At 72.1% G+C, this 12,745-nt stretch carries 14 protein-coding genes; 10 read left to right on the top strand and 4 right to left on the bottom strand.

The genetic code is table 11. The features are described from left to right. Positions 1-12: 12 nt before the first annotated feature. On the top strand, positions 13-318 hold the full coding sequence (locus tag LHA26_RS02225) for a hypothetical protein (RefSeq protein ID WP_252167130.1): 306 nt from the start codon (positions 13-15) through the stop codon (positions 316-318). 30 nt (positions 319-348) lie between these two features. On the opposite strand, the gene LHA26_RS02220 is transcribed toward LHA26_RS02225, so the two are convergent. The 3 genes from LHA26_RS02220 to gpmA all read right to left on the bottom strand — a co-directional run bounded on the left by LHA26_RS02220 (position 349) and on the right by gpmA (position 2,667). After that, positions 349-1,404, bottom strand: a complete 1,056-nt coding sequence (locus LHA26_RS02220; protein ID WP_252167129.1) for a 5-(carboxyamino)imidazole ribonucleotide synthase — start codon at positions 1,402-1,404, stop codon at positions 349-351. Next, positions 1,401-1,886 (bottom strand): 5-(carboxyamino)imidazole ribonucleotide mutase, encoded by a 486-nt coding sequence (gene purE / locus LHA26_RS02215; RefSeq protein ID WP_252168271.1) that lies wholly within the window; start codon positions 1,884-1,886, stop codon positions 1,401-1,403. The genes LHA26_RS02220 and purE overlap by 4 nt, the downstream gene beginning before the upstream one ends. A gap of 94 nt (positions 1,887-1,980) precedes the next feature. Next, the gene (gpmA, locus tag LHA26_RS02210; protein ID WP_252167128.1) at positions 1,981-2,667 is read right to left on the bottom strand and encodes a 2,3-diphosphoglycerate-dependent phosphoglycerate mutase; all 687 of its coding nucleotides are present in this window, start codon (positions 2,665-2,667) and stop codon (positions 1,981-1,983) included. A gap of 95 nt (positions 2,668-2,762) precedes the next feature. Between gpmA and LHA26_RS02205 the strand changes: the two genes are divergently transcribed. From LHA26_RS02205 to pal, 7 genes are all read left to right on the top strand, one after another. Beyond that, positions 2,763-3,467, top strand: a complete 705-nt coding sequence (locus LHA26_RS02205) for a dienelactone hydrolase family protein (protein ID WP_252167127.1) — start codon at positions 2,763-2,765, stop codon at positions 3,465-3,467. Between the two features lie 60 nt (positions 3,468-3,527). After that, positions 3,528-3,986 (top strand): tol-pal system-associated acyl-CoA thioesterase, encoded by a 459-nt coding sequence (ybgC, locus tag LHA26_RS02200; protein WP_252167126.1) that lies wholly within the window; start codon positions 3,528-3,530, stop codon positions 3,984-3,986. A 2-nt stretch (positions 3,987-3,988) separates the two neighbouring features. Further along, positions 3,989-4,678 (top strand): protein TolQ, encoded by a 690-nt coding sequence (gene tolQ / locus LHA26_RS02195; RefSeq protein WP_252167125.1) that lies wholly within the window; start codon positions 3,989-3,991, stop codon positions 4,676-4,678. Positions 4,679-4,680: 2 nt separating this feature from the next. Further along, positions 4,681-5,118 (top strand): protein TolR, encoded by a 438-nt coding sequence (gene tolR, locus LHA26_RS02190; RefSeq protein WP_252167124.1) that lies wholly within the window; start codon positions 4,681-4,683, stop codon positions 5,116-5,118. 12 nt (positions 5,119-5,130) lie between these two features. Further along, positions 5,131-6,177 carry a cell envelope integrity protein TolA gene (gene tolA, locus LHA26_RS02185; RefSeq protein ID WP_252167123.1) on the top strand — a complete coding sequence of 349 codons (1,047 nt, stop codon included), beginning with the start codon at positions 5,131-5,133 and terminating at the stop codon, positions 6,175-6,177. 11 nt (positions 6,178-6,188) lie between these two features. Beyond that, positions 6,189-7,547 (top strand): Tol-Pal system beta propeller repeat protein TolB, encoded by a 1,359-nt coding sequence (gene tolB, locus LHA26_RS02180; protein WP_252167122.1) that lies wholly within the window; start codon positions 6,189-6,191, stop codon positions 7,545-7,547. Between the two features lie 72 nt (positions 7,548-7,619). Further along, positions 7,620-8,153 carry a peptidoglycan-associated lipoprotein Pal gene (gene pal, locus LHA26_RS02175; protein ID WP_252167121.1) on the top strand — a complete coding sequence of 178 codons (534 nt, stop codon included), beginning with the start codon at positions 7,620-7,622 and terminating at the stop codon, positions 8,151-8,153. 34 nt (positions 8,154-8,187) lie between these two features. Here pal and LHA26_RS02170 read toward each other — a convergent pair whose 3' ends face one another. Next, positions 8,188-8,919 (bottom strand): hypothetical protein, encoded by a 732-nt coding sequence (locus LHA26_RS02170; protein WP_252167120.1) that lies wholly within the window; start codon positions 8,917-8,919, stop codon positions 8,188-8,190. 135 nt (positions 8,920-9,054) lie between these two features. Between LHA26_RS02170 and LHA26_RS02165 the strand changes: the two genes are divergently transcribed. Continuing rightward, complete coding sequence (locus LHA26_RS02165; protein WP_252167119.1) at positions 9,055-11,523, top strand: SPOR domain-containing protein; 2,469 nt, start codon at positions 9,055-9,057, stop codon at positions 11,521-11,523. Further along, positions 11,520-12,683, top strand: coding sequence for a deoxyguanosinetriphosphate triphosphohydrolase (locus tag LHA26_RS02160; RefSeq protein ID WP_252167118.1), 1,164 nt, complete (start codon positions 11,520-11,522; stop codon positions 12,681-12,683). Before LHA26_RS02165 ends, LHA26_RS02160 begins: the two co-directional genes overlap by 4 nt. Positions 12,684-12,745 lie beyond the last annotated feature (62 nt).

Here is a 12,745-nt window from a genome sequence, read left to right as displayed (position 1 = left end):
GAGTTGAGCGGCATGGCGCAGATCGATGGCCAATGGGATTGCGAAGTGGATTCGCCGATGGGCAAGCAGCAGAGCCTGCTGACGCTCACCGCGTCCGGCACGGGCTTTGCGGGCGTGGCGAGCGGGCCGCTCGGCTCGGTCGAGATCACCAATGGCCAGGTGCTGGGCGATCAGCTCAGCTTCAAGATGGCGATCACTTTGCCGATGCCGATGACGCTGGATTGCGAGGCGCGGCTGATCGGCGATGATCGGATCGAGGGCACAGTGGATACGGGCGCCTTTGGGCGCTTCCCGCTCCGCGCGACGCGGCGCGGCTGAGCGGCGCTCCCCGGCCCAGCCGGGGGGCGCTCAGCGCCGGACGCGGGTGACGTGGCCCATCTTGCGGCCGGGCCGGATGGTCTTGCCGTAGAGATGGAGATGCGCGTCGCCCTCGGCGAGGATCGCGTCCCAGGCGAGCGCCTGGTCGCCGATCAGATTGTCCATCGTCACGCCGGCGCCGGTGAGCGCGGTGCTGCCCAGCGGCAGGCCGCAAATGGCGCGGATATGGTTCTCGAACTGCGAAACCACCGCGCCTTCGATCGTCCAATGGCCGCTATTGTGCACGCGCGGCGCCATTTCGTTGAAGATCGGACCATCGGCGCCGGCGAAGAATTCCACCGCGAGCACGCCGCAATAATCGAGCGCGTCGGCCATTCGGCGGACATGGCCGATCGCCGCCTCCGCCTGGGCCGCGACGATGCCGCCGGGCGGCACCTCGGACCGGGCGAGAATCCCGTCCTCGTGGCGGTTGGTGGGGGGCGGCCAGGCGGCGCTGGCGCCATCCGGACCACGTGCCAGGATCACCGAGAATTCCGCCTCGAACCGCACCAGCCCTTCCAGCACCGCCGGCTGGCCGTCGATCGCCGCCCAGGCCGCGTCCGCATCCGCCGGGCTGGCGAGCCGGGCCTGGCCCTTGCCATCATAGCCGAAGCGCCGCGTCTTGAGGATGGCGGGGGCGCCGATCGCGGCAAGCGCCGCGTCCAGCTCGGCCCGGCTGTCCACCGGCCGCCAGGGCGCGGTGGCGAGGCCCTGTTCGGCGGCGAAGCGCTTCTCCTGCGCGCGGTCCTGCGCGATTTCCAGCGCCCGCACCGGCGGCCGCAGCCGGGGCAGGGCGGCGAGCGCATTGGCCGGCAGATTCTCGAACTCATAGGTGACGACCGCGCACTGGGCGGCGAACCGCGCGAGCGCCTCGGCATCGTCATAGCCGCCGCGCGTCCACCAGGCGGCGACTTCGGCGGCCGGGCCGCTCGCCTCGGGCGCATAGATATGGCTGCGGAAGCCGAGCTGGGCGGCGGCGATCGCCAGCATCCGGCCGAGCTGGCCGCCGCCGACGATGCCGATGGTGGAGCCCGGCGGAACGCTCATTCGGGCGTTTCGGCGACCTCGGCGGTCTGCCGCGCGCGCCAGGCCGCGAGCCGTTCCGCCAGCGCCGGTTCGGTGCCGGCGAGGATGGCGGCGGCGAGCAGCGCGGCGTTGATCGCCCCCGCCTTGCCGATCGCCAGCGTGCCGACCGGAATGCCCGCCGGCATCTGCACGATCGACAAGAGGCTATCCATGCCCTTCAGCGCCTTGGATTCCACCGGCACGCCCAGCACCGGCAGCGGGGTCATCGCGGCGGCCATGCCGGGCAGATGCGCGGCGCCGCCCGCGCCGGCGATGATCACGCGCAGCCCGCGTCCCTCGGCGGTGGCGGCATAGTCATAGAGACGCTGTGGCGTGCGGTGGGCGGAGACGACCCGCGCCTCGTGCGGCACGCCGAGCGTCGTCAGCGTCTCGGCGGCGTGGCGCATCGTTTCCCAGTCGGAACGGCTACCCATGATCAGCCCGACACGCGGCTGGTCCGTCATCATCTCTCGTCCTGCCGCGGCGGGAAAGCGGCGGCTTAGCGGCCGGCGCGGGGCGTGGCAATCGGCCTTTTGCGCCCAGCGCGCGGTGCTTAGCCTAGCGTTCGCTCAGATAATAGCGGTCGGTGGGGGTGAGCGCGTCGGTCAGCTCATAGACGAGCGGCTGGCCCGTCGGGATCTCGAGGCCGGCGATCTCCGCGTCGGAAATGCCCGAAAGATGCTTCACCAGCGCGCGCAGCGAATTGCCATGGGCGGAGATGATCACCCGCTCGCCCGCGCGCAGCGCCGGCGCGATCTCGGCTTCCCAATAGGGCAGCACCCGCGCGATCGTATCCTTCAGGCTCTCGGTGGCGGGAATGGCGATGCCGGCATAGCGCCGATCCTGGCCGAGATCGAAGGGGCTGCCGGCCTCCAGCGGGGGCGGGGGCACGTCGAAGCTGCGCCGCCAGACATGGACCTGCTCGGCGCCGTGGCGGGCCGCCGTCTCCGCCTTGTCGAGCCCGGTCAGCCCGCCATAATGGCGCTCGTTCAGGCGCCAATCCTTGGTCACGGGCAGCCACAGCCGGCCCATCGCCTCGAGCGCGAGATTGAGCGTCTTGATCGCGCGGGTCTGCACGCTGGTGAAGCAGCGATCGAAATCCAGCCCTTTCTCGGCCATCAGCGCGCCGGCGGCCTGGGCTTCGGCGACGCCCTGTTCGGTGAGGTTGACATCCCACCAGCCGGTGAAGCGGTTTTCGAGATTCCAGGCGGACTGGCCGTGGCGGATCAGCACGAGGCGCGGCATAGATTCTCCCTGAATGGCGTGCGCCCCGCTTAGCGGGGGCTTGTCGTGGCGTCATCCCCGGCGCATCTCGGCGGCGGCAAAAACAGGAGACGTGCATGGCGATGGAGAAGCAGCCGGTCCGCTATCAACTGGACGGGCTCTGGTTCGAAGCGCTGGCCGTGTGGGATCCGGCGCAGGACGGCCCGCGCCCGGGCGTGCTGATCGCGCCGACCTTCATGGACCGGTCCGCCTTCGAGGAGGACAAGGCCGAAAAGCTGGCGGCGCTCGGCTATGTCGGCTTCGCGATGGACCTGTACGGCGTCGAGGTGCAGCCGCAAAGCTTCGAGCAGGCCGGCGAGGCGATGAAGGTGGTCAACGAGGATCGCGTGCTGCTCGCCCGCCGCATGACGGCCGCGCTCGATCAGCTGGCCGCGCTGCCGGTGGTCGCGCCCGATCGGCTGGCGGCGATCGGCTTCTGCCTGGGCGGCAAGGCGGTGCTCGATCTCGCCCGGACGGGGCGGGCGCTGCGCGGTGTCGCCAGCCTGCACGGCATCTTCGATCCGCCGCCCCAGCCGGTGGCGGCCACCATCGCGGCCAAGGTGCTGGCGCTGCACGGCTGGGACGATAATCTGGCGCCGCCCGAGGCGGTCGTCGCGCTGGCCCGCGAACTGACCGAGAAGCAGGCCGAGTGGGAGTTGGTCGCCTATGGCCATACCGGTCACGGCTTCACCAACTATAACCGGCCCGACATGTACCGCGCGCTGGCCGATACCCGCGCCTGGGCGCGTCTGACCGACTATCTGGCGGAACTCTTCGCCTGATCGGGCCGCGGGCGTGGCGATGGCGCTTGCCACCGCCGCGCCAGCCGCTATCGGCCTGTCATGGCTGAGGAGCTTCTCGACCTGCCCGCCGCCGGCCGGTTCGCCGCGGGCGCGCACCGCTTCCCGATCCGCGTCTATTTTGAGGACACGGATCTGTCGGGCGTCGTCTATCACGCCAACTATCTGCGATTTATGGAGCGCGCGCGATCCGACATGCTGGCGGCGGCGGGGATTGACCAGCATCAGGCCTGGGCGGCGGGGGCGGGGGTGTTCGCCATCACCGATCTCGCCATCCGCTATCGCCGGCCGGCGCGGCTCCAGGATGCGCTGCTGGTGGAGAGCCGGGTGACGGCGGCGCGCGGCGCATCCTGTGCCATTCATCAGAGAGTCATGCGCGGCGAGGAGTTACTTGCCGACGCGGACGTGACTGCGGCCTTTCTGTCACCCGATGGCAGGCCGCGTCGCCAACCCGCGGCCTGGGTCGCGGCCTTTCGGCGTCTGCAAGGGGAATTTGCCTGATCATGACACCCGTTCTCGCCACCGACGCCGCCACCATGTCGCCGGTCGCCCTGTTCCTGCAGGCCGACATTGTGGTGAAGATCGTGATGATCGGCCTGATCGCCGCCTCGGTCTGGACCTGGTCGATCATCCTCGTCCATGGCGGCCGGCTGCGCCGCATCCAGAGCCGCAGCAAGACCTTCGAGAAGGACTTCAAGGCCGCGGAGGATATCGACAATTTCTACACCGCCCACCGCCAGTCCGATCTCCCGATCGCGAAGGTGCTGGGCGCGGGCGTGGGCGAGTGGCGGCGCTCCACCTCGGGGCGCACGATCGATCGCGAGGGCACGCGCTCGCGGCTCGCGGCGGCCATGGCCACCGCCGCCGGCGCCGAGATCGACAGGCTTTCGGATCGGCTGAACATCCTCGCCACGGTCGGCTCGGTGGCGCCCTTTGTGGGGCTGTTCGGCACGGTGTGGGGCATCATGCGCGCCTTCACCAACATCGCCGCGCAGCAGAACACGTCCCTCGGCGTGGTCGCGCCGGGCATTGCCGAGGCGCTGTTCGCCACCGCGCTCGGCCTGTTCGCCGCCATTCCCGCCGTGATCGCCTATAACCGGCTGACGCATGGCGTGAACCGGATCGAGGCGCGGCTGCACCGCTTCGCCGATGCCTTTCACGGCACGCTGAGCCGCGAACTGGAGACGGACTGATCATGGCGATGGGGCCGCTGCCTTCCTCCGGTCGCGGGCGCGGACGCGCGCCGATGGCCGAGATCAACGTCACGCCGCTGGTGGACGTGATGCTGGTGCTGCTGATCATCTTCATGATCACCGCGCCGCTGCTGATGACCGGCGTGCCCGTGAACCTGCCGGACAGCCGCGCCAAGGCGCTGGAGCAGCCGAAAAAGCCGGTGCAGATCGCGATCGACGCGCAGGGCCGCGTCTATGTCGACGATGCGGCGGTGGATGACGCCCAGCTCGCCGCCCGGCTGGAGCAGATCGCCCAGCAAAGCGCGGGCGCCGATCCCACCCAGATCTTCCTGCGCGCCGACCGAGCCATCGATTATGGCAAGGTCATGCAGGTGATGGGCGAGCTTAACCGCGCCGGCCTCAACAAGGTCGCGCTGGTCTCGACGCCGGCCGCCGAGTGAACGGATAGGGCGATGGATCGCGCCGAGAAACAGGGGCTGGTCGTTGCCGCCGTCGCGCACGGCCTGCTGTTCGCCGCGCTGTCGCTCGGCCTGTTCTCGGCGCGCGTCCCCAAGCCGCCCGTGGCCGATGCGATGGAGGTGACGCTGGCCGACACGGTGGGGCTGCGCTCGGCCGCCCCGCAGGCGTCGCCGAGCCCGCCCAAGGCCTCCGAAGCGCCCGAACAGGGCAAGCCCGAGGAGGAGGCGCCGCCGCCGCCCGCGCCCGAGCCCGCGCCGCCGCCGCCCAGGCCGACCCCGCCGCCGCCCAAGCCGGCGCCGCCCAAGCCCGCGCCCAAGCCGGTGCCACCCAAGCCCGCGCCGCCCAAGCCCGCGCCGCCCAAGCCCGCGCCGGAAAAGCCGATCGAGAAGCGCGAGCCCAAGCCCGTGCCGCCCAAGCCCGTGCCGGCGCCGCCCAAGCCGGAAAAGGCGAAGCCCGAAAAGGCCAAGCCCGATACCGCCAAGCCCGTGCCGGAAAAGCCCGCCAAGCCCGCCCCCAGCAAGGCCGCGCCCGCCAAGGCGAGCGCCAAGCCGGAGGGGCTGCCTTCGGACTTCCTCAAGGATCTTCCCAAGGATCCGGGCCGGGGCAAGAGCGCCGGCAGCGCCCGGCCCAAGGGGTCGCGGCTCGGCCCCGATTTCCTCAAGGGGCTGGGCAGCGACAAGAATGCCACGAGCGACAAGCCGCGCGCCTCGGCGGTCTCGGCGCGGTCCATGGCCGGGCTGGCGGGGCTGATCGCCGCGCAGGTCAAGCCCTGCTACAGCCCGCCCGCGGGCGGCGCGAGCGCGGCCTCGATCGTCACCACCTTGCGTCTGCGCTTCAAGCCCGACGGATCGGTGGCGAGCCCGCCCCAGATCGTCGACCAGGCGGGTGTGTCCGGCGCCAATCAGGCCTATGCCCGTCAGATGGGCGACGCCGCCAAGCGCGCGGTGCTGCGCTGCGCGCCGCTCAAACTGCCCGCCGACCTGTATCAGGGTGGTTGGGAAGATATCGAATTTGTGTTCCGCCCGGACTCCATGGGTTGAGGATGAGGATTATGACGACGCCCTTCGCCGCACGCCGCCGCTTCCGCCTCCGCCTGTCCGCCTGGCCGCTCGCCGCGCTTCCGCTCGCGCTGGCGGCGGCGACGCCGGGCGCGGCGCAGATCCGCGTCGATATCACCGGCGGTATCTCGGCGCCGATGCCGATCGCCATCCCGGCGATGCCGACGCCGCAGGCCGCCGCCACCCCCGCCGGGCAAACCGATGCGCTGGGCCGCCAGGTGGCCGATATCGTGACCAACGATCTCAAGGGATCGGGCCTGTTCAAGCCGCTCGGGCCGGGCCAGCTCCAGCCGGTCGCCTATCCCCAGGTCACCGCGCCCGCCTATGATTTCTGGACGAACACGGGCGCGCAGGCGCTGGTCCAGGGCTTTGTCCAGGCCAATGGCGACGGCACGCTGACGGTGGGCTGCTATCTCTACGATGTCTTTGCCAAGAGCGAGCTGACGCGGCAGGGCTTTGTCGTCTCGCCGCAGAATTGGCGCCGCGCCGCGCACAAATGCGCCGACACCGTCTATACCCGGCTGACCGGCGAGGGCCCCTATTTCGACAGCCGCGTCGTCTATGTCTCGGAGACGGGGCCGAAGAACAGGCGCGTCAAGCGGCTGGCGATCATGGACCAGGACGGCGCCAACCACCGTTTCCTCACCAACGGCCAGTCGATCGTGCTGACGCCGCGCTTCGCGCCCAACCAGCAGTCGATCGTCTTCATGTCCTATGAGAATAACCGGCCGCGCATCTATACCTACGATATCGGCTCGGGCCGCACGCGGCTGGTGGTGGATCGCGCCGCGCTCACCTTCGCGCCGCGCTATTCGCCCGATGGCCGCTACATCGTCTTCTCCATGTCGAGCGCGGGCAACGCCAATATCTATCGCGTCCCGGCCGGAGGCGGCACGCCGCAGCAGCTCACCTCGGCGCCGGGCATCGATACCGCGCCCAGCTATTCGCCCGACGGTTCCAAGATCGTGTTCGAGAGCGACCGGTCCGGCGGCCAGCAAATCTATGTGATGAACGCGGACGGCTCCAACCAGCACCGGATCAGCTTTGGCGGCGGCCGCTACGCCACGCCGGTGTGGAGCCCGCGCGGCGATCTCATCGCCTTCACCAAGGTCGGACGCTTCAATATCGGCGTGATGGCGCCGGACGGCTCGGGCGAGAAGATCCTCACCCATGGCTGGCAGGACGAGGGGCCGAGCTGGTCGCCCAATGGCCGCGTCATCATGTTCTTCCGCACCGCCCAGGGCTCGGGCCGGGCCGATCTCTCCTCGGTGGATCTTACGGGGGTGAACGAGCGGAAAATTCCTACCCCGCTTGACGGGTCCGATCCGAGCTGGTCGCCTTTGTTGCCCTGATCGCGTTCCGTCGTTACCCCCGGTCCCGTCCAGGGTCCGCACTTCACTTCGCACCCAATGAGGGAGAACGCCATGAAGATCGCTCGCTCCGCCTCGCTCCTCACCATCGCCGCCGCGCTCGCCGTGGCCGGCTGCGCCAAGAAGAAGCCGGCGGAGCTGCCGCCGCCCCCGCCGCCGGCGCCGTCGGCGTCCGACAATGGCGCGGGCTCCGGCGCCGGCACCGGCGTCGGCACGGGCGTGCTGCCGGGCAGCCGCGCCGAATTCCTCCAGCAGGCGGGCACCGACACGGTGCATTTCGGCACCGACAGCTCGGATGTCGACAGCGAGGCGCAGGGCATCCTCGCCGCGCAGGCGCGCTGGCTGGTGGCGCATCCTTCGGTGCGCGTGACGCTGGAAGGCCATTGCGACGAGCGCGGCACGCGCGAATATAACCTCGCGCTGGGCGAGCGCCGCGCCAATTCGGCGAAGAACGCGCTGGTCGCGGCGGGCGTCTCGGCCGATCGCATCAATGTCATCAGCTATGGCAAGGAGCGGCCGGTGGCGACCGGCTCCGACGAGGCGAGCTGGGCGCAGAACCGCCGCGCCGTCACCGTCGTCCCGCAATAAGCGACGCGCGCCGCGCTCCTGAAGGGGCGCGGCGCTAGTGCGGCAATGTTCCTATGTCATAGGGCAGGCGCGGCCCGGGCTTGACGGCGCCCGCCGCGGGCACGGGCGCCGGGCCGGCCTGCGCCGCTCCGGATCCGGCTTCCGGCTGCGATTGGGTTTGCCCCTGGGCCTCTGCCCGGCTCTGCTCCACCAGCGCGAACAGCGACAGGAAGGGCTGCTCCAGCGCCGCCAGCGCATTGGGCGCAAAGGATGCGAGCATGCCCGGCGCCAGCGCGGCCGCCTGCGCCGCAATCGGTGCCGCCGCCGCGCAAAAGCTGGGCTTCGCGGCCGGCAGCGCGAAATAATTGTAGAGCCGCGTCATGAAGCCATCGTAAGCGGCGCCGCCGCCATGGTTGCGCATCGCCGCGGCATTGGCCGCGCGCAGCGGTGCCTTCTGCACGGCGAGCAGGCGGTTATAATCCGCGACCAGGGCGGGGGCGCGGCAGCTGAGCGCCGCCACGTTGAGCGCGGCCCGCACATGCCATTGCGCCTCCACCGGATCGAGCCCGCTATTGATGGTGGCGTAGCGCCCGTCCGCGCTCTTGGGCGGCACGAGAATGCCGGCATAGGCGGGCGGCACCTCGGGGCGCGGCGAGGCGGCGGGCGGCGGCGGCGCGGGCGCTTCGGAAGGTGCCGGACGCTGGCGGGCGCAGCCGCCCAGCGCCAGCAGCAGCGCGGCGAGCGACGCCGAGCGATATCCCCAGGCGATCGTGTCTCTCCCCCGCATCCTCTCTGGTGCTCCGAGGCATAGAAGCAGTGGCGCGCCTGTCCAACATCCGAACGCGGCGGGCGGTGCGTCCGGCGCGGCGCGACGGCTTCGGCGCTTGCCGTGGCGGGCGCGGGCGGCCAGAAGCGGCGCGCCATGTCCATGCCTTCGAATCCCGTTTCCGCCTGCCGCCGCGCCGCCTTCGCCCTGCTGCTGCTCGCCGCCGCGCCGGCCGCGCTGGCGCAATATCCGGCGGGGGCGGTGGTGCAGGCGCTGCCCAAGCCGGGCGATGCCGGCGAGCAGCTCGCCGCCGCGCTGCGCACGCTCGCCACCAACCCCGATGATCTGCCCGCGCTGATCGCGGCCGGCGACAATGCGCTGACGCTCGGCGATCCGAACGCCGCCGTCGGCTTTTTCGGCCATGCCGACGGGCTGGCGCCGCGCGATGCGCGGGTCAAGGCGGGGCTGGGCGCGGCGCTGGTGCAGCTGGAGCGGCCGCAGGAGGCGCTGCGCCTGTTCGACAAGGCGGTCGAACTCGGCGCGCCCGAAGCCAGCCTCGCCGCGCAGCGGGGCCTCGCTTATGATCTCACCGGCGATCCCAGCCGCGCGCAGCGCGATTACAAGATCGCGCTCGGCGCGCATCCCGAGGATGATCTCACCCGCCGCCGCCTCGCTTTGTCGCAGGGGATCAGCGGCGATCGCAAGGCCGCGCTGGCCACGCTCGATCCGCTGATCCGCAAGAGCGACATCGCCGCCTGGCGCGCGCAGACCTTCGTGCTGGCGATGACGGGCGATCCCGAGGGCGCGCACGCCATCACCCGGATCATGCTGCCGCAGCAGGAAGCGCGCCTCCAGCCCTTCCTAGAGCGGCTGGCCACGCTCGGCCCGGCGGACAAGGCGCGCGCGGTGCATTTCGGCGAAATGCCCGCCGGCGGCCGCAACTACACGCCGGCGCAGCTTGCGACGATCGGACCGGCGCCGAGTTATGCCGCGCCGCGCCCCCGCGCCGCCGCGCCGGCCGCGCGATCGGACCTGGCGCCGGCCGCCGTCCCGCCGTCATCCGCCGCCGCCGCGCCGGCGCCGCGCTCCGATCTCGCGCCGGTCGCCGCCGCCGCGCCCTATGCCGCCGCCGCGAGCCCGCCCATGCCGATCGGCTCGACCGGGCAGGAGGGCTATTTCGACCGGCCGCACGATGTGGTGGCGCGCCGCGCCGTGCCGCGCGCGGCCCAGGCCAGCGCGCGCGCGCCGCGCAGCCCGGTCGCGGCTCCCAGCTCGGCCACCGCCGCGCCTGCGGCCGCCGCCACCGCGCTCTCAGCCGTGGCGGCGCCCGGGGCGGTGGCGGCGGCGTCGCCCGTGCCTGCGACCAACACCTATGCCGCACCCCCGGCGGTCGCCGCGTCGCCGCCGGCCTCGGTGCCGGCGCGCCCGGCCGCGCCGGCGGCGATCGCCACGGTGGCGCTGCCGCCGTCGAGCAGCGTGTCGATGCCGGCCGCGACCCCGGCGCCGGCGATGGCGCCGGTGCCGATGATCACGCGCCCGGCTCCGGCGGCCGCGCCGGCGGCGACCGCGCCGCGCGCCGCCGCCGTCCATAGGCCCGTGGCGGTGGCCGAGGGAGCGCCGGCGAGCGTGCCGGTGGTGCGCCATCCCTTGGCGCCGCGCGTCGCGGCGCTCGATCGGGTCGAGCCCGCGCCGCGCGCGGCCCGCGCCCTGCCGGCGGCGGCGGCCGAGGCGGCGGCCACCCCGGCGCGCGCCGATCATGCCGCCACAGGGCATGGCGCCGCCACCGGCGGCCGCGACACCGGCGCGAGCCGGACGAGCCGCCCGCGCGACACCGCCGACGAGGTCGAAACGGCGGAGGCCGTTCCGGTCCCCCGGTCGGCCAAGAGTGCGCACGGCGATGCCAGGCTCGCAAAGGCCGACACTGCCGCCCCGCGCGAGCCGCAGGCGGCGGCCGGCCGTTCCGGTCGTAGCGGTGCAGCGGAGGGCGACGCCGAGGCCGGCGACGCCCCCGCGCGAGCCAGCCGCGCCGGCAAGGGCACCAAGGCCGAACGCGGCGCCGCGTCCGGCAAGGCCGAGAAGGCCGCCGCGACCTCGGACGAGGCCGACGCGCCGGCCAAGGGCGGCAAGTCGGGCAAGGGCGCGCGAGGCGCCAAGTCGGACACGGGCGGCGCATCGGACAAGTCCGGCAAGTCGGACAAGGCCGACACGTCCGGCAAGTCGGACAAGGCCGACGCGTCCGCCCGGGGCGGCAAGGCCGACACGTCCGATCGAGGCGGCAAGGCCGCCAGGGCGGAGGGCGGCAGCCAGCGCGACAGGCGCGGCACGGCGGACAAGGCGCAGAAGAGCGCGCCCGCGCGCGTCTATGTGCAGGTCGCCGGGGGCGCCAATCGCGACGATATGGGCAAGGCGTGGGAGAGCGTGCGCAAGAAGGCGCCCGATCTGCTCAAGGGCCGCAGCCCCGCCACCATCCCGGTGCGCGCCACCAATCGGCTGGTCGTCGGCCCGTTCAAGACGGCCGAGGAGGCGCAGGGCTTCGTCAACAAGCTCACGGCCAAGGGCGTGCCGGGCTTTGTGGTGCGCAGCGAGAAGGGCCAGACGGCCGACGCGCTCGGCGACGATCGATGAGCCGCGCGCCCTATGCCGCCGATCCGGCGCGCAGCCGGGGCCGGCTGCATCCGGATCCGGGCGGCGAGACGCGCGGCCCGCGCGATGTCTTCCAGCGCGATCGCGACCGTATCGTCCATGCCATCGCCTTTCGGCGGCTGCGCCACAAGACGCAGGTCTTCGTCGCGCCCGATGGCGATCATTTCCGCGTGCGGCTCACCCACAGCCTCGAGGTGGCGCAGATCGGGCGCACCATCGCCCGCGCGCTCGGCCTCAACGAGGATCTTACCGAGGCTTTGTGCCTCGCGCACGATATCGGCCATCCGCCCTTCGGCCATGCCGGCGAGGAGGCGCTGCGCGAGGCCATGGCGGAGGCCGGCGGATTCGATCACAATGCCCATACGCTGCGCGTGCTGACGCGGCTGGAAAGCCCCTATCCGCGCTGGCGCGGGCTCAATCTCAGCTGGGACATGCTGGAAGGGCTGGCCAAGCATAACGGTCCCGTGCCCGCGCCCAATTGGGCGCTGGCGGAGGTGGATGCCGAGCTGCCGCTGGCGCTGGACGCCTGGCCGAGCCTGGAGGCGCAGGTCGCCGCGCTCGCCGACGATATCGCCTACGACAATCACGATATCGATGACGGGCTGCGCGCCGGCATCCTCGATCTCGATGCGCTTTGCGCCGTACCGCTGGTCGCCGCGCGCTGGGAGGCGGTGCGGGCGCGCCATCCCGATCTGCCGCCGGACCGGCTGCGGGGCGAGCTGATCCGGGATCAGATCGGCGCCATGGTCAACGATCTGATCGAGACCAGCCGCGCGCGGATCGCCGCGAGCGGCGTCGACAGTGTCGAGGCGGTGCGCGCCGCCGGCCAGCCGCTGATCGGCTTCTCCGATGCCATGGCGCAGGACGAGCGCGTGCTGAAGCGCTTCATGTACGCCACCCTGTATCACAGCCCCTCGCAGCTGGCCGTGGCGGCGGTGGCGCGCGGGCTGGTGGCGCGGCTGTTCGCCGCCTATGTCGCCGCGCCCGACCGGCTGCCGGCGGCCTGGCGCGCGACGCTACCCGAGACGGAGCCGGCGCGGACGCGCCACATCGCCGATTTCATCGCCGGCATGACCGATCGCTACGCCATCGGCCGCCACGCGGAGCTGATCGGGCCGGTGGCGTTGCCCGAAGGCTTCTGAGCCCGGGCCGATTTGCCCCGCGCGCGGACAGGCGCTACAGCCGCGCCATTTCCGGCTATCTG

This window comes from Sphingomonas morindae (genome assembly GCF_023822065.1).
Taxonomy (GTDB): domain Bacteria; phylum Pseudomonadota; class Alphaproteobacteria; order Sphingomonadales; family Sphingomonadaceae; genus Solisphingomonas; species Solisphingomonas morindae.
Note: the sequence above shows the minus strand (reverse complement) of the source record. Positions and strands in the feature narration are given on the sequence as shown.